Annotated in this window: 14 protein-coding genes and 4 tRNA genes; 13 read left to right on the top strand and 5 right to left on the bottom strand. The window is 56.9% G+C overall.

Annotation, left to right across the window (positions count from 1 at the left end):
* Window positions 1-127 precede the first annotated feature (127 nt).
* The 10 genes from ACJO5Y_RS02815 to ACJO5Y_RS02860 all read left to right on the top strand — a co-directional run bounded on the left by ACJO5Y_RS02815 (window position 128) and on the right by ACJO5Y_RS02860 (window position 9485).
* Window positions 128-204: transfer RNA gene (locus tag ACJO5Y_RS02815), tRNA-Pro, on the top strand.
* A 33-nt stretch (window positions 205-237) separates the two neighbouring features.
* Window positions 238-314, top strand: a tRNA-Arg gene (locus ACJO5Y_RS02820).
* Window positions 315-402: 88 nt separating this feature from the next.
* Window positions 403-478: transfer RNA gene (locus ACJO5Y_RS02825), tRNA-His, on the top strand.
* 78 nt (window positions 479-556) lie between these two features.
* Window positions 557-641, top strand: a tRNA-Leu gene (locus ACJO5Y_RS02830).
* A gap of 222 nt (window positions 642-863) precedes the next feature.
* Complete coding sequence (gene tig, locus ACJO5Y_RS02835) at window positions 864-2171, top strand: trigger factor (protein ID WP_406984888.1); 1308 nt, start codon at window positions 864-866, stop codon at window positions 2169-2171.
* Window positions 2172-2341: 170 nt separating this feature from the next.
* A complete protein-coding gene (gene clpP, locus ACJO5Y_RS02840) occupies window positions 2342-2977 on the top strand; it encodes an ATP-dependent Clp endopeptidase proteolytic subunit ClpP (protein WP_406984890.1) in 636 nt (211 codons plus the stop codon).
* A 76-nt stretch (window positions 2978-3053) separates the two neighbouring features.
* On the top strand, window positions 3054-4337 hold the full coding sequence (gene clpX / locus ACJO5Y_RS02845; protein WP_406984892.1) for an ATP-dependent Clp protease ATP-binding subunit ClpX: 1284 nt from the start codon (window positions 3054-3056) through the stop codon (window positions 4335-4337).
* Window positions 4338-4505: 168 nt separating this feature from the next.
* Window positions 4506-6923 (top strand): endopeptidase La, encoded by a 2418-nt coding sequence (gene lon, locus ACJO5Y_RS02850; protein ID WP_406984894.1) that lies wholly within the window; start codon window positions 4506-4508, stop codon window positions 6921-6923.
* A 238-nt stretch (window positions 6924-7161) separates the two neighbouring features.
* The gene (hbs, locus tag ACJO5Y_RS02855; RefSeq protein WP_012135993.1) at window positions 7162-7434 is read left to right on the top strand and encodes a non-specific DNA-binding protein Hbs; all 273 of its coding nucleotides are present in this window, start codon (window positions 7162-7164) and stop codon (window positions 7432-7434) included.
* 197 nt (window positions 7435-7631) lie between these two features.
* Window positions 7632-9485: a SurA N-terminal domain-containing protein gene (locus ACJO5Y_RS02860; protein ID WP_406984897.1), complete on the top strand. Its 1854-nt coding sequence runs from the start codon at window positions 7632-7634 to the stop codon at window positions 9483-9485.
* A gap of 40 nt (window positions 9486-9525) precedes the next feature.
* Here the strand turns inward: ACJO5Y_RS02860 and pulA are convergent, their stop codons facing one another.
* The 3 genes from pulA to ACJO5Y_RS02875 all read right to left on the bottom strand — a co-directional run bounded on the left by pulA (window position 9526) and on the right by ACJO5Y_RS02875 (window position 15366).
* Window positions 9526-12681 carry a pullulanase-type alpha-1,6-glucosidase gene (pulA, locus tag ACJO5Y_RS02865; RefSeq protein ID WP_406984899.1) on the bottom strand — a complete coding sequence of 1052 codons (3156 nt, stop codon included), beginning with the start codon at window positions 12679-12681 and terminating at the stop codon, window positions 9526-9528.
* Window positions 12682-12931: 250 nt separating this feature from the next.
* Window positions 12932-14218, bottom strand: coding sequence for a maltoporin LamB (lamB, locus tag ACJO5Y_RS02870; RefSeq protein WP_406984900.1), 1287 nt, complete (start codon window positions 14216-14218; stop codon window positions 12932-12934).
* Between the two features lie 275 nt (window positions 14219-14493).
* The gene (locus ACJO5Y_RS02875) at window positions 14494-15366 is read right to left on the bottom strand and encodes a MurR/RpiR family transcriptional regulator (protein WP_406984901.1); all 873 of its coding nucleotides are present in this window, start codon (window positions 15364-15366) and stop codon (window positions 14494-14496) included.
* 184 nt (window positions 15367-15550) lie between these two features.
* Between ACJO5Y_RS02875 and zwf the strand changes: the two genes are divergently transcribed.
* Genes zwf through ACJO5Y_RS02890 form a run of 3 tightly spaced genes read left to right on the top strand, consistent with a single transcriptional unit; the run spans window position 15551 to window position 18413 of the window.
* Window positions 15551-17026 (top strand): glucose-6-phosphate dehydrogenase, encoded by a 1476-nt coding sequence (zwf, locus tag ACJO5Y_RS02880; protein WP_406984903.1) that lies wholly within the window; start codon window positions 15551-15553, stop codon window positions 17024-17026.
* Complete coding sequence (pgl, locus tag ACJO5Y_RS02885) at window positions 17013-17732, top strand: 6-phosphogluconolactonase (protein WP_406984905.1); 720 nt, start codon at window positions 17013-17015, stop codon at window positions 17730-17732. Before zwf ends, pgl begins: the two co-directional genes overlap by 14 nt.
* A 33-nt stretch (window positions 17733-17765) precedes the next feature.
* On the top strand, window positions 17766-18413 hold the full coding sequence (locus ACJO5Y_RS02890; RefSeq protein ID WP_406984907.1) for a bifunctional 4-hydroxy-2-oxoglutarate aldolase/2-dehydro-3-deoxy-phosphogluconate aldolase: 648 nt from the start codon (window positions 17766-17768) through the stop codon (window positions 18411-18413).
* 41 nt (window positions 18414-18454) lie between these two features.
* Here ACJO5Y_RS02890 and ACJO5Y_RS02895 read toward each other — a convergent pair whose 3' ends face one another.
* Together ACJO5Y_RS02895 and ACJO5Y_RS02900 are read right to left on the bottom strand one after the other, a co-directional pair.
* Window positions 18455-19642 carry a fatty acid desaturase family protein gene (locus ACJO5Y_RS02895; protein WP_406984909.1) on the bottom strand — a complete coding sequence of 396 codons (1188 nt, stop codon included), beginning with the start codon at window positions 19640-19642 and terminating at the stop codon, window positions 18455-18457.
* Window positions 19643-19651: 9 nt separating this feature from the next.
* A complete protein-coding gene (locus ACJO5Y_RS02900) occupies window positions 19652-20776 on the bottom strand; it encodes a ferredoxin reductase (protein WP_406984911.1) in 1125 nt (374 codons plus the stop codon).
* Window positions 20777-21171 lie beyond the last annotated feature (395 nt).

Raw genomic sequence — 21171 nt, forward strand, 5'->3', positions numbered from 1 at the left:
ATTCTGGGCGCATCGGTCATTTAATTCGTTGCCGCTTCAATCAATTTCCAAATCCGTGTTGACGGCAGGGGCCGGCGCCGGTAATATGCGCGCCAACTTTGCTGAGGCACTTGTTGTTCAGTTCAGACGGGGTATAGCGCAGTCTGGTAGCGCGCCTGCTTTGGGAGCAGGATGTCGGGAGTTCGAATCTCTCTACCCCGACCACTTTTCTGGATATTCAGGTGGGCGAACGGTCAAGCGCCCGTAGCTCAGCTGGATAGAGCACCCGCCTTCTAAGCGGGTGGTCGCAGGTTCGAGTCCTGCCGGGCGCGCCATAAAGTCGTCGGCTTGGTCCGCACCGGGGTCGCCGAACCAGCAAAGTTGATGTGAAGATGTGAGTGCCGAAAGGCATGCTCCAATGTGGTGGACGTAGCTCAGTTGGTAGAGCTCAGGATTGTGACTCCTGCGGTCGAGGGTTCGAACCCCTTCGTCCACCCCACTTTTCTTTCAGACTTGATTTCCGCGTTTGTTGAGTTTCATGATGACAGTGGTCATCGGTAATTCTGCATTCTGTTGTGCGAGAGTGGCGGAACTGGTAGACGCGCTGGATTTAGGTTCCAGTGGGGCAACCCGTGAGAGTTCGAGTCTCTCCTCTCGCACCACCCCCCCTTTCTTTTTTGTTTTTCGTCCCCACCTTTGTCGTTACAAAGCCAGAATGTCGATGCAACTGCTGAAAGTGCCTGTGACAGGTGATTCTCTCGGCGGGGCAAACCGTGATAAACTACCGGCTTTTAATTTTCGGTCCTTTTGCGGGAAACTGCCCGGGGACGGACTTTTAGGTTTAATTTCATTCACATACTGAACCTGTAATTTGAGGATCTTCCATGCAAGTGTCTGTTGAAACGACCTCCAACATCGAGCGTCGCATGACGATTGGTGTGCCCGCCCAGGAAATTGATCAGGCGGTTCAGAAACGCCTGCAGGAAACTGCCCGTACTGTACGCCTGAACGGTTTTCGTCCGGGTAAGGTGCCCATGAGCGTGGTCAAGCGTCGTTTCGGTGCCAGTGTCCGCCAGGAAGTCGTTGGCGAGGTTATGCGTGATACCTACATCAAGGCACTGCAGGAGCAGGACATCAATCCGGCGGGCTGGCCGAACCTTGAGCCGACCGTGATGGAAGAGGGCAAGGATCTGGAATTCGTTGCCACGTTTGAAGTGCTGCCGGAAATCGAGCTGGGCGATCTGAGCAAGATCTCCGTTGAGAAGCTGACCGCCGAAATTGCCGACAAGGATATCGACAACATGATCGATAACCTGCGTCGTCAGCAGGCCACCATGAAGGAAGTCAAGCGCAAGTCCAAGAACAAGGACATTGTGACCATCGACTTCAAAGGCTTCATCGATGGTGAGGAATTCGAAGGTGGTGCGGCTGAAGGGCACCGTCTGACCCTGGGTTCCGGCCAGATGATCCCCGGTTTCGAGAAGGGCATTGTCGGCGGCAAGACCGGTGAAGACCTGGAAATCGAGGTAACCTTCCCGGAGGACTACCAGAATGAAGATCTGGCGGGTAAGCCGGCCAAGTTTGAAATCAAGATTCACAAAGTTGAAGAGCCGCAGCTGCCGGAACTGAATGAAGAATTCTTCAAGAAGTTCGGCATTGAGGCCGAAGACGAAGCCACTTTCCGTGAGGAAGTGAAGAAGAACATGGAGCGTGAGCTCAAGCAGGCTGTTTCAAACAAGGTCAAGAACGACGTGGTCGATGGCCTTCTGGAAACCACCGAGCTGGACATTCCGGCTGCCCTGGTGGACCAGGAAATCGATCGCCTGCGCCAGGACGCGGTTCAGCGTTTCGGTGGCCAGGTTGATTTCCAGCAGCTGCCCAAGGAAATCTTTGAAGAGCAGGCCAAGCGTCGCGTGAAGACCGGCCTGCTGTTCCAGGAAGTGGTCAAGAAGAACGACCTGAAAGCCGATCCGGCCAAGGTTGACGAAAAGATTCAGGAAATCGCGTCAACGTACGAGCAGCCGGAGGAAGTGGTTGCCCATTTCAACAGCAACCCCGAGCAGAAGTCCCAGATCGAGTCTTCCGTACTGGAAGATCTGGTTGTGGACCATGTGCTCGAGCAGGCCAAGGTCAAGGAAAAGAAGGTCAAGTACGAAGAAGCCGTTCAGGCGGGTCAGCCTCAGCAGGGCTGACTGCTTCGGGACCCTGAATTGGGGGTCCTGTTGGCCGAAATAGGAAAACAGCCGGCATGTCCGGCTGTTTTCATCTTGGCCCGGTGCTGGCAGAGTATAGGGTGTAGAACACTGATAACGCAGTGGCCAGAGGCCACGATCTCATTGTCCAGAAGGAGTTCAGGCGCATCATGACGCAAAAACCTATTGATGGTCCCGCAATGGTAACCAGTTCCGGCCTGGTTCCGATCGTTATTGAGCAAACCGCTCGCGGTGAGCGTTCCTTTGATATCTACTCCCGGTTGCTCAAGGAGCGGGTAATCTTCATGGTGGGTCCGGTCGAGGACCACATGGCCAACCTGATCGTGGCGCAGTTGCTGTTCCTGGAATCTGAAAACCCGGACAAGGACATCCATCTTTATATCAACAGTCCCGGTGGTTCGGTGACTGCGGGCATGTCCATCTACGACACCATGCAGTTTATCAAGCCGGACGTGGCCACGTTGTGCGTAGGGCAGGCCGCCAGCATGGGTGCATTCCTGTTGGCTGGTGGCGCCGAGGGCAAGCGTGCGTGTTTGCCGAACTCCCGGGTGATGATTCATCAGCCGCTGGGCGGTTATCAGGGCCAGGCAACCGATATCGAGATCCACACCCGTGAGATCCTGAAGATCCGCCACACCCTGAATTCCATCCTTGCGCACCATACGGGGCAGGACCTCGATACCATTGCCAAGGACACCGATCGGGACAACTTTATGGATCCTCAACAGGCGAAAGACTATGGCCTGATTGATTCTATACTTGATAAGCGCGTGCCGAATAAATAATACTGAAGGTAATCGCATCATCCTTGGCCGGCGTATTAGCCAGTAACGCCGGCAAACCAAGATCAGAGGTATTTCAATGGCAGATGAAAGAAACGGCAAGGGCGACGATAACGGCAAGTTGCTCTACTGCTCGTTTTGTGGAAAGAGCCAGCATGAAGTCCGTAAGCTCATTGCAGGGCCCTCGGTGTTCATCTGCGACGAGTGCGTTGACCTGTGCAATGACATTATCCGCGAAGAAATTCAGGAGAATACGCAGGAAGAAGCCAGTGATCGTCTTCCGACACCTGCTGAAATCCGCGATACCCTGAATGAATATGTCATCGGACAGGATCGTGCCAAGGTTGTGCTTTCGGTTGCTGTCTATAACCACTACAAGCGTCTGCGCTATGGCGAAGGCAAGGCTGAGGTGGAGCTGGGTAAGAGTAATATCCTGCTGATTGGCCCGACCGGTAGCGGTAAGACCCTTCTTGCCGAGACACTGGCACGCATGCTGAACGTACCTTTCACCATTGCGGACGCCACCACGCTGACCGAAGCCGGTTACGTGGGCGAGGACGTTGAGAACATCATCCAGAAGCTGCTGCAGAAGTGCGATTATGACGTGGACAAGGCCCAGCGCGGCATTGTGTACATCGATGAGATCGACAAGATCTCACGCAAGTCTGACAACCCGTCCATTACCCGGGACGTTTCCGGTGAGGGCGTGCAGCAGGCGCTGCTGAAGCTGATTGAAGGCACGGTTGCCTCGGTGCCGCCCCAGGGTGGTCGGAAGCACCCACAGCAGGAATTCCTGCAGGTGGATACCGGCAATATGCTGTTTATCTGCGGTGGCGCCTTTGCTGGTCTGGACAAGGTGATTCAGGAGCGTTCCGAGCGTAGCAGCATCGGTTTCTCCGCGACGGTCAAGAGCCCGGATGACACCAAGAACACCGGCGACATTATCAAGGATGTCGAAACGGAAGATCTGGTGAAGTACGGCCTGATTCCGGAATTCGTTGGCCGTTTGCCGGTTGTGGCAACGCTGACCGAGCTGGATGAAGAGGCGCTGGTCCAGATTCTGACAGAGCCGAAGAATGCGCTGACCAAGCAGTATCAGAAGCTGTTCGACATGGAAGGCGTGGAACTGGATTTCCGCGAGGATGCGCTGAAGGCGGTTGCCCGCAAGGCCATGGTACGGAAAACCGGTGCCCGCGGGTTGCGTTCCATCATGGAGGCGACCCTGCTGGAAACCATGTACCAGATTCCATCCGAGCATGATGTCACCAAGGTGGTTATCGATGAGAGCGTGATCAGCGGCGATTCTGAGCCGTTCAAGATCTACGCTGGCAGTGACCACGCCAAGGCGGTTCCCGAGGACTGATTCAGTCCCTGGAGTTCCGTCAGCAATAAAAAGGGGCGATTTCGCCCCTTTTTATTCTTCTGTAACCCGCTTTTCCCGCCCTGTTTCGTTTCGTAAAAAGATTGCAATTTTTGCCGACGCCCCAATCATGGGTGATATGCTGAAAGAAACATCGTCAGAGGATTCCTTATGACCCGGATACCTGAAGAGTCTGTGCACGAATACCCGCTGCTTCCCCTGCGTGATGTAGTGGTGTTTCCGCACATGGTCGTTCCGCTGTTTGTGGGACGCGAAAAATCCATCCAGGCGCTGGAAGCCGCAATGGAGGGCAGCAAGGAGATCCTGCTGGTCGCACAACGGGATGCCTCTACCGATGAGCCGGGCCCCGAAGATGTGTTCGATATGGGCACGCTGGCGACTGTGTTACAGATGCTGCGCCTTCCGGACGGGACGGTGAAAGTCCTGGTTGAAGGCAATGCCCGCGCCACGCTGAGCGGTATCGTCGAGGGTGATTACCTGTCCGGCAAAGCGCTCATGATGGATGAAGATACGCTGCCGGAGCGTGAAGAAGACGTTCTGGTCAAAACCCTGATGGATGAGTTTGAAAAGTACGTCAAACTGTCCAAGAAGGTGCCTTCCGAGGTCTCCAACGCGTTGACCGGGATCACCGATGTCGAGCGCCTGGCAGATACCATGGCGGCTCACCTGGAAATGCGCATCCCGGAAAAACAGGAGCTGCTGGAAGCGCTGGATGTGCGCAAGCGCGTTGACCTGCTGCTGGGCAAACTGGACGGCGAGATCGACCTGATCGAGGTTGAAAAGCGTATCCGTGGCCGCGTCAAAAAGCAGATGGAGCGTAGCCAGCGCGAGTATTACCTCAACGAGCAAATGAAGGCTATCCAGAAGGAAATGGGTAACCTGGGCGAGGGTAACAACGACTTCGAAGAGCTTGAGCAGAAGCTTGAGGAAGCTGGCCTGCCAGAAGAGGCCCGCAAGAAGACGGAAGTCGAGTTGAACAAGCTGAAGATGATGTCACCGATGTCGGCCGAGGCCACGGTGGTGCGCGGTTACATCGACTGGATGCTGGCCGTGCCCTGGAAGAAACGCAGCCGCGTCCGTCATGATATCGAGAAGGCCCGCGAGATCCTCGACAGGGACCACTACGGTCTGGATGAGGTGAAGAAGCGCATTCTGGAATACCTGGCGGTACAAAGCCGTGTGAAGAAGGTGAAGGGACCCGTGCTGTGCCTGGTTGGCCCTCCCGGTGTGGGTAAAACCTCGCTGGGCCAGTCCATTGCCCGTGCGACCAATCGCAAGTACACCCGCATGGCGCTGGGTGGTGTGCGTGACGAGGCGGAAATCCGCGGTCACCGCAAGACCTACATTGGCGCTTTGCCTGGCAAGTTGCTCCAGAAGCTGTCCAAGGTCGGGGTAAAAAACCCACTGTTCCTGTTCGATGAGATCGACAAGATGGGTATGGACCATCGCGGCGATCCCGCGTCGGCACTGCTGGAGGTGCTGGACCCGGAGCAGAACCACACCTTTAACGATCATTACCTGGAAGTGGACTACGACCTCTCGGATGTCATGTTCGTGTGTACGTCCAACTCCATGGATATTCCGTCCGCGCTGCTGGATCGCATGGAGATCATTCGCATCCCGGGTTACACCGAAGACGAAAAGGTCAATATCGCCCTGCGCTACCTGCTGCCCAAGCAGGTCAAGGCCAACGGTCTGCGCAAGGATGAGCTCACGATTCCCGAGGAGACCCTGCGGGACCTGATCCGCTATTACACCCGGGAAGCCGGTGTGCGTGGCCTGGAGCGTGAGATTGCGAAGATCTGCCGCAAGGTTGTGCGTGAACACGTTGAAAGTGGCGAGAAGGCCTCTGTGACGCTCTCTCCGGAGGTGTTGGAAGACTATTCCGGTGTCAAACGATTCAAGTACGGGCTGGCGGAAGAAACCAATCAGATCGGTCAGGTGACCGGCCTGGCGTGGACTCAGGTTGGCGGTGAATTGCTGACTATTGAGTGCGCCCTCACCAAGGGTAAGGGGCGCGTGGTGAAAACCGGTTCCCTGGGTGACGTCATGCAGGAGTCCATCCAGACGGCGCTGACGGTGGTCAGAAGCCGGGCACCCGGACTGGGAATCGCGGATGATTTTCACGAAAAGCACGATTTGCACGTGCACGTTCCCGAGGGCGCAACACCAAAAGATGGCCCCAGCGCCGGTATTGGCATGTGTACAGCACTGGTTTCTTCACTCACCAAAATCCCGGTGCGTGCCGATGTTGCGATGACGGGTGAAATCACCCTGCGTGGTCGCGTCCTGCCCATTGGCGGCCTCAAGGAGAAGCTGCTTGCGGCCCATCGGGGTGGTATCAAGACAGTGGTTATCCCGGATGAAAATGTTCGTGATCTCAAAGAGATACCGGACAATATCAAGGAATCACTGGAGATTATTCCGGCGAAATGGATTGACGAGGTTCTGGATGTCGCGTTGGCTTATTCGCCTGAGGCGAGAGCTGCGGATTCGTCCCCCGAAACCGGATCCGGGAAACCGCGGGACGATGATTCCGATACCGCTGAGCGCATAAATACACATTAAACCCTTGATGAGTTGTTGACACGCCGGAGAGCCCATTGGTATAACTGTTTCGCCGTGAAGCAGCCAATACCAAGGGCTCCCGCGCAGTAAGTGCCTATTCCGAACACCGGTTAACAACCGAAAGGAATAAGAAAACTGAAGAATGGAATTCTCTGACCGCTTATGCGATAGTCGAGAACGTCCGAGAAAAAACAAACCAACCTATAACATCTTCAACCTGAAATCGAAGGGGTTTAGTGTGAACAAGTCCGAACTAATCGATGCAATTGCAGAGTCCGCAGATATCTCCAAAGCCGCCGCTGGCCGTGCTCTGGACGCAATGACCAACTCCATCACCGGTGCCCTGAAAAAAGGCGATCAGGTAACTCTGATCGGTTTTGGTACCTTCTCCGTTAAAGAGCGTGCTGCCCGTACCGGTCGCAACCCGCAGACTGGTGCCGAGATCAAGATTCCGGCCTCCAAAGTGCCTGGGTTCAAGGCAGGTAAGGCCCTGAAAGACTCCGTTAAGTAAACGGTTCTTTCTCTGGCGGCGCCGGTCATGCGGGTGCTGCCGGAGCGGTTGGCCCGGGGTCAACTCCGACGCCAGCCAGCTCCAGATGAATTCAAGGCGCATTCCGGACAGGATGCGCCTTTTTACGTTAAGCCTCTTAAATTTCGTCATCTCACGACAAGAATCAGCTCGACTTTGATCAGGGATCCGGGAGAAACATGCTTCAAGATATTCGGGAAAATGCCCAGGGCACCATTGCCAAAATCATCATCGGTCTTTTGATCGTTTCACTCTCCATCTGGGGGATGGATGCAATCGTTGGTGGATTTTCCGGCGAGCCCGAAGTGGCTACCGTAAACGGAGAAGACATCACCGAGCGCGAGTTCCTGCGTGTTGTGCAAATGGAAGGTCAGCGTCGTCTGTCCGAGATGGAGAATCCCGATCCTTCCCTGCTTGATGAAGACCGGATTCGCCGCGATGTGCTCGAGTCGCTGATTCAGCAGCAAGTGCTGATTCAGGACGCCAATGCCCAGGGGCTGGCGCTGTCGGACGAGGACATTGATTCCCTGATTACCCAGATGCCGCAGTTCCAGGTCGATGGCACGTTCAATCGTGACCGTTTCGTGGCTGCCGTTCGCAATATGGGCATGGGCGTGGGTGAGTTTCGTGAAGCCATGCGCAAGCAGTACGTGGTCAACCAGATTCGTGCCGGGATCGCCCAGAGCGGGGTGGTAACCGATGAAAATGTTGCGCAGTTGCTGCGTATTCAGAATCAGACCCGTGATTTCCGGATGCTGACGGTGTCTGCCGAGACCGTTCGTGACGGCGTTGAAGTGAGCGATGCCGAGATCGAAGCCTATTACCAGGACAATATCGATCAATATCGCCTGCCGGAGCGGGTGGACGCTGAATACATCGCACTTTCCCTGGAAGCCCTGGCAGAAACCGTTGAGGTCAGCGACGAGGACCTTGAGGCCTACTACAAGCAACAGGCATCGGAACTGGCAAGCGAGGAGCGTCGCGCAGCTCATATCCTGATTGAGGACGGCGAGAGCGCGTCTGAGACGATGTCTGAGGTTCAGGAGCGCCTGGAGTCCGGCGAAGACTTTGCCGATCTGGCCGAAGAGTTCTCTGTTGACACCCTGTCGGCGGAACAGGGTGGCGATCTGGGTTTTGCGGAACGCGGCATTTATGACGAGGCCTTTGAGGAAGCGCTGTTTGCCCTGGAAAAGGGGGAGATCTCAGAGCCGGTGGAAACCAGCTTCGGGGTGCACCTGATCAAGCTGCTGGATGTTCGTAGCTCCGAGGTGCCGCCACTTGAGGAAATGGAAGCTGAGTTGCGCCGTGAGCTGGCACAGAGCCAGGCCCAGGATCGCTTTGCCGAGGTCCGCACCCAGCTGGCCGACTCCGCCTATGCGGCCGACGATCTCAACGCGCCGGCGCAGGAGCTGGGGCTGGAGATCCGCGAAACGGACGGTGTGACCCGGGATGGCGGCGACGCGCCCTTTGACCACGCCGGCCTGGTTCGCCAACTGTTTTCCGACGATGTCCTGAAGGATCGTTTCAACACCGAACTGATTGGTGTTGGTGACAATGTGTCGGTGGTTGCCCGTGTGAAGACTTATTACGAAGCCGAGGAGCAACCACTGGAAGCCGTGCGTGACGAGATTCGTATGGCACTGCTGGAGCAGAAGACCCGGGAAGCACTGAGAGAGCGTGCGGATACCCTGATTGCCGAGCTGGAGTCTGGCAAGGAGCCGGAAGAGATGGGTGTTGGTGACTGGCAGTCTTATGAAGATCAGCCACGAAACAACCCCATTCTTGGGGGCGCGATCATGTCCGGAGTCTTTTCTCTCGAGCGTCCGGAAGGCGACCAAGCGGTCTTTGGCTCGGTCCTGTCGGATGACGGCATCGCCATTATTGCCCTTGAGGCGGTGAATGAAGGGGACGCGAGCCGGGAAGGGGAGGAGTTCAGCCAGCTTCGTAACTTCCTGGCGTCACTGGAAGGCCAGCGAGAATACCGGGCTTATCAGCAATACCTCCGGGAGAGCGCTGAAGTCGAGCGCCAGTAAATGAAAAAGGCACCCGTCAACGGGTGCCTTGTTAGTGGAACTATCTGCTGAATACGGCGACGGACAGCCCGGGCACAGTGAAGGTGCCGCTCGCTGCCGCAGCGCTTGCCGTCGGTGACGTGTCAGCCATGACTGTGAAGGTGCCACTCAGGCCGGTGTCCAGGGATTGCTCTGTTCCGGTGCCGTTGATAGCCACCACAATCTGGTCGACATCGCTGTCCAGGTCTGCCAGCCCGTTATCCGGGCCGTCGTCCAGGCTGAACAGGATCACGCCGGGTAGCTGATCAGCCCCGGTGTTGTGGAAGCTCAGGCGCTCGCTGACCTGTTCAGCCGTTTGCAGCCGGAACAGCTCGCTCTGGCTGCGCACCGACAGCAGTTTCTCTACCTGTTCGCGAGTGTAGCTGATCTCGCCCGGTGTGGGGGCGGTTGTAAACTGGCCGATGATCTCGGTAATCAGTTCCCAGTTGGCGCCGTCCTTGTCCTGCCGGGGCAGGCCGCGATTCCAGGCGGTTTCCTGGTAGCTGAAGTCCACCTCGTTGAACCAGTCTCCGGAATCGTAGCTGTCCCGCTCCATGGATTTGGAGCGCAGCAGCTCCGAGCCCATATGGATGAACGGAATACCCTGGCTGAGAATGGGCACTGACAGACCGACCACCTGCATCTGGGCGCGCTCCTGGCGTGTGGTGGCAAAATCGGCCTTGTACTGGTTGTTGTCCCAGAGTGTCTGGTTGTCGTGCTTGGACACGTAGTTGATGATTTCCTGAGGGTCGGCGGTGTAACCGGCGTTCTGGCCGTTGTAGTCAATCTCCGCGCCAGTTCTGGTGGACCCGTCCGCCGTTACCAGGGCGTAGTCCCTCAGGCTGCCGGCAATGCCGATACGAATCCAGTCGCTGATCTGCAGCAGACGCTCCTTCTCCGCGTCGCTGCCGCTGTTGCGGTCGTTGGGAATGCTGAACAGGCCGTTGCCAAAGCCCTGATTGGCTCGCAGGGCATCACCGCCGTCGAACGGGCCGCCTCCACGCACGGCATCACGCAATCGATCATTGAATGAGCCGATACCGGTACCCGCCATGTTGGGCTGGATGGCATTAACGCCGCGAGCGTTATTAGCCACCTCGCCAAAGTTCCAGGCCTCGCCGTAGAAGTAGGTATCCGGATCAACCGCTTTCACTGCATTCAGCGCTTTCTCCATATTGGACAACATGTGGTGGCCCATCAGGTCGAATCGGAAACCTGAGATGCTGTACTCGGAAGTCCAGGTCACCAGGGAGTCGATCATCAGTTTTTCCATCATCCGGTGCTCGGATGCGGTATTTTCACAGCAGGTGGACTGCTCAACCACCCCGGTTTCGGGATTCTGGCGGTGGTAGTAGCCGGGCACCAGCTTGTCCAGGACCGACTTTTCGGCCAGTCCGGACGCATTGGTGTGGTTGTAAACCACGTCCAGCACCACATTCAGGCCAAGCCCGGCCGCCGCCTGTACCATCTGGCGGAACTCCAGAATCCGGGTTACGCCGTCGGCATCGGAGGCATAGCTGCCCTCCGGAACAGTGTAATGAACCGGGTCGTAGCCCCAGTTGAAGCTGTCCAGGCCACGAAACGTTCCGTACAGCGCCTGGGCATCACCGGTTGTCGGGTCGAATGACTCCAGTACCGTGCGGACGGTGTTGCCGCTGTTGCAGTGGCCGGCGTAGTTATCCGCTGCCTCATCCGACAGCTCGCAAAGCTTGCTGAAATCGTCGTCCAGGTTGACGACCTCCGCCGGGTCTTCGTTGACCGTGGCGATATCAAACGCCGGCAACAGGTGGAGGTGGGTGATGCCGGCGTTCGCCATGGCTTCCAGGTGGGCAATGCCATCGCTGGCGGTTTCCGTGAACGCCGCGTACTTGCCACGGTTGGCTGCGGCCACCGTTTCATCCGTGGCACTGAAATCCCGAATATGGGTTTCGTACACCACGACGTCTTCCGGGGCGAGCACGGGCGGTGTGCTCAGGCTGTCCCAGTTGGCCGGTTTCAGATCGCTGTCATCCAGCTCGACCACCTGCGCATACACGCCATTTTCTGACAGGCTGAGAGCGTAAGGGTCCGAGGTCATCGTGGTTTCGATGGCATCGGTGCGCGGATGGTATACCGTCACCTCGTACTGGTAGAACTTGCGATCAACATCCGCGGTGTTGCCGGTGTGCTCCCAGACACCATTGTTGCGTGTCATGTCGACAGGATAACCACTAACCATGCTGCCATCGGCGCTGAATACGTGCAGACGCATGCTTTGTGCCGTTGGCGCCCACACGGCAAAGTCTGTGTCGGCGCCGTTAACCGTCGCGCCCAGGGTGCCATCGTAGGCATACAGATCATCCAGTACACCGGGGATTTGCAGGCGCGTGGCTGATACCAGTTCATCGTCACTGTTATAGGCGCCGGCTACCAGTTGGCTGCGCAGGGCCTCCGTCCGGGTTTGCGCATCCGTATCCACGGAATAGGCAGGCCAGCCTGCCAGGTGGGGGAAGGCCTGTTCCAGCTCGGGCGACAGGGTTGTGGCGCTCAGTTGGATGGCGGTTCCGTTTTGAAGGGTCTTGTCGGCATCATCGACGGTGATACCCGCGCTGGCATCGTAACGGAGCTCTACCCGGGCTGCGTTACCGGTGTCCGCAAACACCAGGGTGTTGGCATCCAGCCAGTGTGCCCTGGCGCCATCGATGGTCAGTCCCTCGGCTTCAATTGGGTCGGGGGATAACAACTCACTGCCACTGAGCGTAAAGATGCGGTTTCCCAGGGCATCAAAGTGCCAGCGCTTGTTGTCATCACCCAGATCCTTTTCATCACCCTTGTGCATGATGAAGTTGATGCAGTCTCCGCCATCGCGCATGGGGATGATGTAGTAGGCACCGTAAGTGTCATTGACGCCGCTATAGGTGTGCGGGTCGCTCCATTCCGTTGGCACCTCATCGGCCAGGCCGTCACAGCCGGACGCGGCGTCGTTCCACAGATGCAGACCCCAGCCGCTGTAATCACCTTCAGGACGTTTGTAGTAGAGAATTGCTTCGTTCTCACCGGGTTCCAGCAGGGCAGTTGAGTTTCCGCCTTCGCTATCGCCGGAATCGGGAGAAGAGTTGCTGCTATCGTTGTTGCAGCCGACCAGGGCCAGTGAAAGCACCAGGGCCCAGCCGCCTGCAACCAGTTTATGGTCAGGCATAACGAGTATCCTTTTTCCATTGTTTTTGTTTGAAATGTGCCATGCGCACCGACAACGCCAGAGCGCAAACGTCACGGTTTCATGGTTGCGTGAACCCGGGCAGGGCACATCCTTCGGAAGCAGACTTTTGGAGGCGTAGCTTACGCGGGGTATGGGGAGTAGGAAGGGACGGGCAGATGCCCACAAAAAAGGGCCGGCTGATAAGCCGGCCCAAGGAGGTCCAACGAGAGAGTGTGTGGAGTTTAGAGCTTTACCACCAGGCTTCGATCTGAGCGCCGATCTGGATATCACCGTCGATACCCTCGCCACCGCGCGCGCCTTCAGCCTGATCGCCGAAGAAGGCGGCTGCATAGGTGCGGATGACCGGGCGAGCCCAGTAACCGGGGCCTGCCTGCCACTGCTGGGCGATGGCAATTTTCTGCAGATCCTGGGATTCAGCATCCACGCCGTTGAAAGTGACGTCGTCGTAGCCTACTTCGATCGCGGTGCTGCTGATCGGGCTCCAGTTATAGGTCGGGCGAACCACCACGCTGATGCGTTCGGCATCATCCTGAGCGGAGTCAAAGGGCTTGCCTTGCTGGTATAGGGCGGAGTAACCCATTTCCCACTTATCACCCAGCTTGACCACGCCGTGGTCCAGAATGCGCCAGCTGCTTTCCAGATAGCCTGCCACGTTGCCGTTGTCGACACGGCCGGGACCGCCGGCTTCAAAGCCGGTAAAGCCCATGGAGTCGGCGCCATACTGGACAACGAATTTGTTGAAGCCGCCCATGAAGCCTGATGCGAGTTCGGCGAGGAAGTGGTAGCCGTTCTCGTCTTCAATGCCAAGATCTTCCTGCTGTTCGGACAGGTCCGCCATGGCGTAAACGCCGGCCAGCGTGAGGGTGCTGTCGCCCAGCGGGAGGGCATATCGAAGATCGAACTTGTTGTTCTGTACGATCTCGGCAGTGTCGCCGTCGGGATTGTCGTGATTGACGTACGCTACGGACAGTTTGCCGGGCCCGGCGGAAATGTTTTCAACGCCGGCGCCGTAACCGGAGTTGTTCAGGTAGTACAGATCCAGGTGGTGGACATCCAATCGCTGGTAGAAACGTTTGCCCGCCCAAAGGGTAGAGCCGGGCAGGGATTCAATGACGTTATCACCGGCGATGTAGAGCTGGCGCAAGGCGATGTCACCGCCGTCATAGCCCCCACCAACGTCGTTTCTTGAAAAGCTCTGAAAGTCATTGCCCTGGTCGCTCGCGCCATACGACACCATGGACTCGAACCGGAACGATCGGCCGTCCTCGTTGTATAGCTCGTCGCCCAGGCTGATTTCTGCATAGGTGTCGCACTCATCGGCCAGACGTCCGACATAATGGCCTGTAGCGCCGTTGCCGAAGCAGGTCTGTTCACCGCCGCTGCCGAGGTTGGTAGAGCCGCCGGCCCGTGCATAGCCGTGAAAATCCACCGCTACGGCGGGTGTCGCCATGATGGCTGCCGTCACTGCCGCAGCCAGGGGGAGTTTTTGTGCAAGGAAGCGCTTATTGTTTTGCATCATAGGGTCCTGTGCTTTTTGTCTTTTTTGAATGTCAGGGAAGCGGAATCTCCGGTTGACGCATGTTGTGAGCTGCCGTGTCCGGATCTGACTTCCGGTTCCCTCGATTGCAGCTTCTGCCAATCGGACATTGGGAAACCGGATTTCATAGTCCTGCAACATAGCGGGGGGTACATCCTCCATACCGGAGAAAAAGGGGGGGTAGTTTTCAGGGGGAGGAGGGGCGTAGAAGGATGAGCCCCTCAACCAATCGCTCTGCTACCTTATTGGCAGGGTCACTCGGATGGGAAACGTGTTGGCTTCAGGCTTTCCTTGATTTTCTTCAGGTGGCCAAGAAAGTCCGCACCGCGTTTGAGTGTGACGCCGGTTGCGAGGATGTCGATCACGGTCAGATGAATGATCCTCGAGGACATCGGCATGTAAACCTCGGTGTCTTCCGGGGCGGTTACCTCCAGTACGACGGTGCAAACCTCGCCGAGGGGAGAGTCCGGATTGGTGATGCCGATAACGGTTGCCCCGTTGGCCCTGGCGATCCGTGCAATGTCCACGGTTTCTTTGGTGCGGCCAGTGTAGGAGATCATTACGATCACATCACCGGTAGCGGAACCGGCAGCGACCATGCGTTGCATGAGTGCATCGTCATAGGACATGACGGGGATGTTGAAGCGGAAAAACTTGTGCTGGGCGTCCAGGGCTACGGGGGCGGAGCCACCCATGCCGAAGAAGTTGATCTGTTTCGCCTGGATCAGGTAATCAATCGCAGTTGCCAGGGCTTTGGGATCCAGCGCCTGGCGCGCCTTGTCGAGGCTCGCGATGGTGGTCAGCACGATCTTGTCCGCAAACTCGGCCACGGTGTCGTCCGGTTCGACATTCTGGCCGATGTAGGGGGTGCCGGTGGCAATGCTCTGGGCCAGCCGGATCTTGAAGTCCGGAAAGCCGGTTGCGGAGAAGCCACGGCAGAACCGGTTAACGGTGGGCTCGCTGACATCGGCTGCTCGGGCAAGCGCGGCAATGCTGTAGCGGGTTGCGGCGGTGGGATCGCGTAGGATGGCCTCGGCCACCTTGCGTTCGGACTTGTTTAGACTGTCCAGCCGGGCCTGGATGTCTTCAATCAGATTATCGTCGCGGTTCGCCTGGTTCGCAGCCATTAAAGGGTACTCCCTGAATCATCGGCGTTCGTGGTGATATTTTGGGCTGATTATACCGTGTTTTCCGCGATTATGCGGTAGTAAAAATATCAAAATATGGATTTTTTTCTTGGAATGACCGGATTTCGATGTCATTATTTGTTTAATATTACTACATTGTGGTTTGGAATGAGAGACGGAACCAATGGCCGATAACAACAGTACCCGTTGTGACCTGATGATGTTTGGAGCGCTGGGTGATCTGGCGCAGCGTAAGCTTTTTCCCGCACTGTATCAGCTGGAGCGCTCAGGTCTGCTGGATTCGGGGAGTCGGATTCTGGCGATCGCCCGAGATAAGGTCGATACGCCAGGCGCCCGAAAGTTGCTCCAGGACAAGCTCAGGGAACATGTAAAACCCCACGAATTTGACGAAGCCCTGGTCGAATCCTTCCTGCAACGGGTGGACTACCTGTACCTGGACTTTACCGATCCGGATGGGTATGACGCACTGAACGAGTGGCGCGGGACACCTGAAAGTAATCTCATTGTATATATGGCGACGCCACCTTCTATGTACGGTGTCATCGCGCGCAACCTGAGAAGTGCCAACTGCTGCACGGATCAAACCCGCGTAGTGGTCGAGAAACCGATCGGTCACGACCTGGCGTCATCCAAGGTTATCAACGATGAGCTGGGTGAGGTTTACCGTGAAGATCAACTGTTCCGCATTGACCATTACCTGGGCAAGGAAACGGTCCAGAACCTGATTGCACTGAGGTTCGCCAACAACCTGTTCGCCTCCCAGTGGGATCAGAACCACATTTCCCATGTTGAGATCACGGTGGCCGAGAGCGTTGGCATTGAGGGCCGCTGGGGCTACTTCGACAAGGCTGGCCAGATTCGGGACATGATCCAGAATCACCTGCTGCAGCTGCTCTGCCTGATTGCCATGGACCCGCCATCGGACCTTTCCGCGGACAGCATTCGTGATGAAAAGGTCAAAGTGCTCAAGGCGTTGAGAGAAATCACGCCTGAGTTGATGGATAGCCATGTGGTGCGCGGTCAGTACACCGCAGGCACCAGCAATGGCCAACCGGTGCCCGGATACCTTGAGGAAGAGGGCGCCAACAAGGGCAGCTCCACGGAAACCTTCGTGGCGCTGAAGGCGGAGATCGAAAACTGGCGCTGGTCCGGCGTGCCTTTCTATATTCGGACTGGTAAGCGCCTGCCGGAAAAGCTTTCGCAGATCATTATTCACTTCAAGCCGGCCCCTCACTACATCTTCGATCCGGATCAGAAGCACCTGGCGAACAACAAGCTGATTATTCGCCTGCAGCCGGATGAAGGCATGTCCCTGAAAATCCTGACCAAGGACCAGGGCCTGGACAAAGGCATGAGGCTGCGTCAGGGGCCGCTGGAGCTGACCTTCTCTGAAACCTTCCATACCGATCGCATTCCGGATGCCTATGAGCGCCTGTTGTGGGAGGTGATGAAGGGGAACCAGTACCTGTTTGTTCGCCGTGATGAAGTCGAGCATGCCTGGCGTTGGGTCGACCGCGTGATTGGCAACTGGAATGACAGTGGCGAACCACCCAAGCGGTACGCGGCAGGCACCTGGGGGCCGGTTGCTTCCATCGCCATGATCACCAGGGATGGAAGGAGCTGGTATGAAGACGCCTGATATTCAGTTCCCCCGGGGTGTTGAGCCCCGGTTTGGAGAAACACCGGAACAAGTAGCCCTTGAGCTGGCAGAGACGGTGTCGGGTTTCCTCAAGAAACGTCTGGCGGAGGCCGAGCGAGCGTCCCTGGTGGTGTCCGGCGGATCAACGCCCATGCCGTTTTTCACAGCCTTGTCCCGCAAGGAGCTGGATTGGGGGCGGGTGGATGTCTTGCTGGCGGATGAGCGCTGGGTTGAGGAAACCGATCCGGCCAGCAACACCCGATTGGTGAAGGAAGTCCTGCTGCAGAACAATGCCGCCGCGGCCCGTTTCCTGTCCCTGAAGCAGTCCGGTGCAACGCCGGCAGAGGGGCTGGACGCCGTCAAAGCCGAACTCGCCGGGTTGTCACTGCCGCTGGATGTGGTGATTCTGGGCATGGGTAACGATGGTCATACCGCCTCCCTGTTCCCGGATGCAGCAGAACTGCCCCACGCAATGGACCCGGAATGCCGGGATATCGTTGCCGCCATGACGCCACCGTCGCAACCGCAAAAACGAATCACCCTGACCTGGCCGGCCCTGCGCGATGCCCGGTTTATCGCCTTACATCTCAAAGGCACGGATAAGCTGGATACCCTGAAGAAAGCGCTGGACACCCCGGATGACGTCATGGCCATGCCCATTCGCGGCTTCCTGAAGCCCGGTTTGCAAGTGTTCTGGAGCCCCTGAGCCCGCCCCCGAATTTCAATATGGAGTAGACCCATGAATCAACTATCCGATTTCCACCGTGAGCGAGTCAGGGCCGTGCTGGAGTCTTCACCTCTGGTCCCGGTGATCGCCATTCACGATCTTGATGACGCGGTGCCCCTGTGCCAGGCATTGGTGGACGGCGGCATCAACGTACTGGAAATTACCCTGCGCACCGAGCACGGCGTCAAAGCCATAGAGCGGGTCCGCAAAGCCATTCCTGACGCCTGGGTTGGCGCCGGAACCGTTACCAGCATCGCCCAATACCGTCAGGTAGAGGCGGCCGGTGCCCAGTTTGTGATCACCCCAGGCGTTACCGAAGCCATCCTGGAGTTCGGCCTGACTTCCGAAGCCCCGCTGTTGCCGGGAATCTCCACCATCTCCGAACTGATGGTGGGGTATAACCTCGGCTATCGGGAATTCAAATTCTTCCCGGCGGAAGTCGCCGGTGGCATTCCAGCCCTGAAAGCCTTCAGCGGCCCATTCCCGGACGTCACCTTCTGCCCGACAGGCGGTATCCGACGCGACACCGCCAGGGATTACCTGGCCCTGGGCAACGTCCAGGCAGTCGGTGGAAGCTGGCTGACCCCGGGTGACGCGATTGCTTCCAAAGATTGGGCAACAATCACTGATGTTGCCCGTGGGAGTCTGGAGGACCTCTGAGTTTTCCGGCGGCAGGGTCCACAGTTCACCGGGGGCTCGCGTCAGGCGCGGGCGACTTCCGGTTGTGGTCTGCCCCCCGGAAATGCCAGACGTAAGTTTTTCAGCCAGGTAGTGCCAAACTGGCGCCACAGGGATGCCCGGTTGTATGGCAAGCCATAGCGGGCAGCCACGGCCCGCACCCGCTGGGAGGCTTCCGGATATCGATTGCTGCACATGTCAGGGAACAGGTGGTGTTCAATCTGGTGGCTCAGGTTGCCGGAGAGCACATGGAACAGGCTGCCCCCCGTAATATTGGCGGAACCGAGGAGTTGACGAAGGTACCATTGGCCACGGGATTCCCCCTCCACCTGATCGGGGGTGAAGTTATACACGCCTTCGGGAAAATGGCCGCAAAAAATGATCATAAAGGCCCAGATATTGCGAATGATGTTGGCGATGAAGTTCGCCCCGGCCACCAGCCCGAAGACCAGGAAAGGGGAGGCCGGCACAAAGAAGGAAACAGGCACAGCCACCAATGCCGCCAGTCCCGGCCACATAATGTAGTCCTTACGAACCTGACCCCAGATCTTGCGCCCGATACGGCTCGCCAGTGGCTTGAGCTCTGATGCCTTCTTACGGCCTTCGATCACATCCACCAGGGCCTGTTCATGCAACGCTACGCCTTCCTCAAAGAACAGCATCAGCAGGATGAAATAAACAGGCTGGGGCAGGTATTTGGGATGCCACTCCTGCAAAGGCGTAACCCGCATAATGCCGTATCCGACATCGAGGTCCTTTTCCAGGACATTGGTCCAGGTGTGGTGTACCACGTTGTGGGAATGCATCCAGCGATCCGACGGGCTCATGGTGTCCCATTCCCAGGTATTGGACTGGATATCGGGATCCTTCATCCAGTCCCACTGCGCATGCAGGACGTTATGGGCAATTTCCATGTTCTCCAGGATCTTGGCGATACCAAGCATGAACGTACCCAGTCCCATGATCAGTAATGTCGCTGTCCAGCCGGCTAGCGCATGGGACCAGGCAGGCAGGAAGAACAGACCCGCATACATAAACAAACGGCCAATCAGAGCCATGCTTCTCTGAGTTCGGATCATTCCAAGGATGTATTGGCGATCACTCTCACCTCGACTCTTCATGATGTCATCATAAATCGCCTCCATTTCACGGCCGAATTCGTCAATCTGCTCGTCAGTAAGATCCACCGGCAGGGGTTTCTTGGTAGCCATCGTGTACTCCTAAAGATCCAGTTCACAGTCGCCAGCAGCGGCGCACACACAGGTCTGCACAATGGCGCCGGCTTCATTCAACACCTCGCCGGTACGCAAATCCCGCACACAACCCGAGACCAGCTTGGTGTTGCAGGTATGACAGATACCCATGCGACAGCCGTGGGGCGGGTTCATGCCAGCGTCTTCGGCAATCCGTAACAGATTGGTTTCGCTGTCGGCGTCTACATCAAGGTTACTCAGGGCAAAGCGAACTTTACCGCCAACGGCGTCTTTCGGTACCTCGGCAAAATCCGCCAGGAAACGCTCAATATGCAGTCGGCGCCTGAGTCCAGCTTGCTCATACAAGTCTTCCAGAGCGGCGAGTAACCCCGGGGGACCACAAGCGTAGCAATCCCGCTCTTTCCAGTCGGGACAGAGCGATTCCAACTGCTCCTCACTGAAATAGCCCCTGATTTGTTTCTGTTCACCAAGTTCCTGGGTGTGCACTTCGTGGAGGTGGTACTGCGCCTTATCCGCCGCGAGTTGTCGCAGCTCTTTACTGAAGATCACATCGAACTCGTGAGGTGCGTAATGTATGTGCACCGTGTCTGGCAACCGCTCCTGCGCAACCAGACTTCGTATCATGCTCATGGCCGGTGTAATACCACTGCCGGCGGTAATAAACAGGGGCTGGATCGGAGAGGCATCTGGCAGATAGAAATCGCCCTGGGGCAGGCCTATGGGGAGATAGTCACCGACTTTGATATTGCGGACGATATGCCTGGATACGCGCCCTCCCTCGATAATCTTCACGGTGATCGTAAAGCAGTCGTCATTACGCTCCGGCGGGGAAGATATCGTGTAGGTGCGGGTATAGTGTCGGCCCTCAACAGGAATGCCGATGCGAACATGCTGTCCGGGCCGGTTCAATCGCCAGTTCACGCCAGGGCGCAAGGTAATGGTGCGCGCATCCTTGGTCTCGTCCCATACATCGACGACCTGCGCCTGCATCTGGTGGGTGCTCCAGAGCGGGTTGACCAGTTCGACGTAATGGGAGGTGCGTAAAGGAAAGGCGAACATATCCAGAACCTCTGCCAGTTTCTGTCGCCAGGTGGTTTCCGGGGCGGGAGTTTGCTGAGCTGGACTTACCATAACTACGATACTCTGAAAAAATGCATTGAAGCCGAAGTTGTGTACTGCATGACCTTTTTCAAGCTAGTACACGGGTTAAGAGCCCTCCACCTATATAGAGTCCACCAATGCCATATGGCCTGATTAGCTATCAGCCGACGTCACCGGTGGCATCCTTGCCGCAGGAAGTTTTCAGCGGTTGGTTGGAGGGGAGGGGCTGACAACTGGAAAAATGATCGTTGCGACCATGAACTGGGTGAGTTTGTAGAAACCTGTAAGTTTCCGTTCTAAATCAGTGGTATGGAAGGGTGTTTGAAAAAGTGGATAGTGGTCTTTGTGATCATTTTTGTTTGGGACGGCGGTCAGGAAAACAGTCGGAACTTATTGACCTGACGGGATTTTCTGCCTAGTTTTGA

The sequence above is a fragment of the Marinobacter alkalisoli genome (assembly GCF_045449855.1).
Lineage (GTDB): Bacteria > Pseudomonadota > Gammaproteobacteria > Pseudomonadales > Oleiphilaceae > Marinobacter.

Excerpts from the sequence above, each read along its gene's own strand:
- tig (WP_406984888.1), top strand. The coding sequence starts at position 864 with ATGCAAGTGTCTGTTGAAACGACCTCCAACATCGAGCGTCGCATGACG.
- clpP (WP_406984890.1), top strand. The coding sequence starts at position 2,342 with ATGACGCAAAAACCTATTGATGGTCCCGCAATGGTAACCAGTTCCGGC.
- clpX (WP_406984892.1), top strand. The coding sequence starts at position 3,054 with ATGGCAGATGAAAGAAACGGCAAGGGCGACGATAACGGCAAGTTGCTC.
- lon (WP_406984894.1), top strand. The coding sequence starts at position 4,506 with ATGACCCGGATACCTGAAGAGTCTGTGCACGAATACCCGCTGCTTCCC.
- ACJO5Y_RS02860 (WP_406984897.1), top strand. The coding sequence starts at position 7,632 with ATGCTTCAAGATATTCGGGAAAATGCCCAGGGCACCATTGCCAAAATC.
- pulA (WP_406984899.1), bottom strand. The coding sequence starts at position 12,681 with ATGCCTGACCATAAACTGGTTGCAGGCGGCTGGGCCCTGGTGCTTTCA.
- lamB (WP_406984900.1), bottom strand. The coding sequence starts at position 14,218 with ATGCAAAACAATAAGCGCTTCCTTGCACAAAAACTCCCCCTGGCTGCG.
- ACJO5Y_RS02875 (WP_406984901.1), bottom strand. The coding sequence starts at position 15,366 with ATGGCTGCGAACCAGGCGAACCGCGACGATAATCTGATTGAAGACATC.
- zwf (WP_406984903.1), top strand. The coding sequence starts at position 15,551 with ATGGCCGATAACAACAGTACCCGTTGTGACCTGATGATGTTTGGAGCG.
- pgl (WP_406984905.1), top strand. The coding sequence starts at position 17,013 with ATGAAGACGCCTGATATTCAGTTCCCCCGGGGTGTTGAGCCCCGGTTT.
- ACJO5Y_RS02890 (WP_406984907.1), top strand. The coding sequence starts at position 17,766 with ATGAATCAACTATCCGATTTCCACCGTGAGCGAGTCAGGGCCGTGCTG.
- ACJO5Y_RS02895 (WP_406984909.1), bottom strand. The coding sequence starts at position 19,642 with ATGGCTACCAAGAAACCCCTGCCGGTGGATCTTACTGACGAGCAGATT.
- ACJO5Y_RS02900 (WP_406984911.1), bottom strand. The coding sequence starts at position 20,776 with ATGGTAAGTCCAGCTCAGCAAACTCCCGCCCCGGAAACCACCTGGCGA.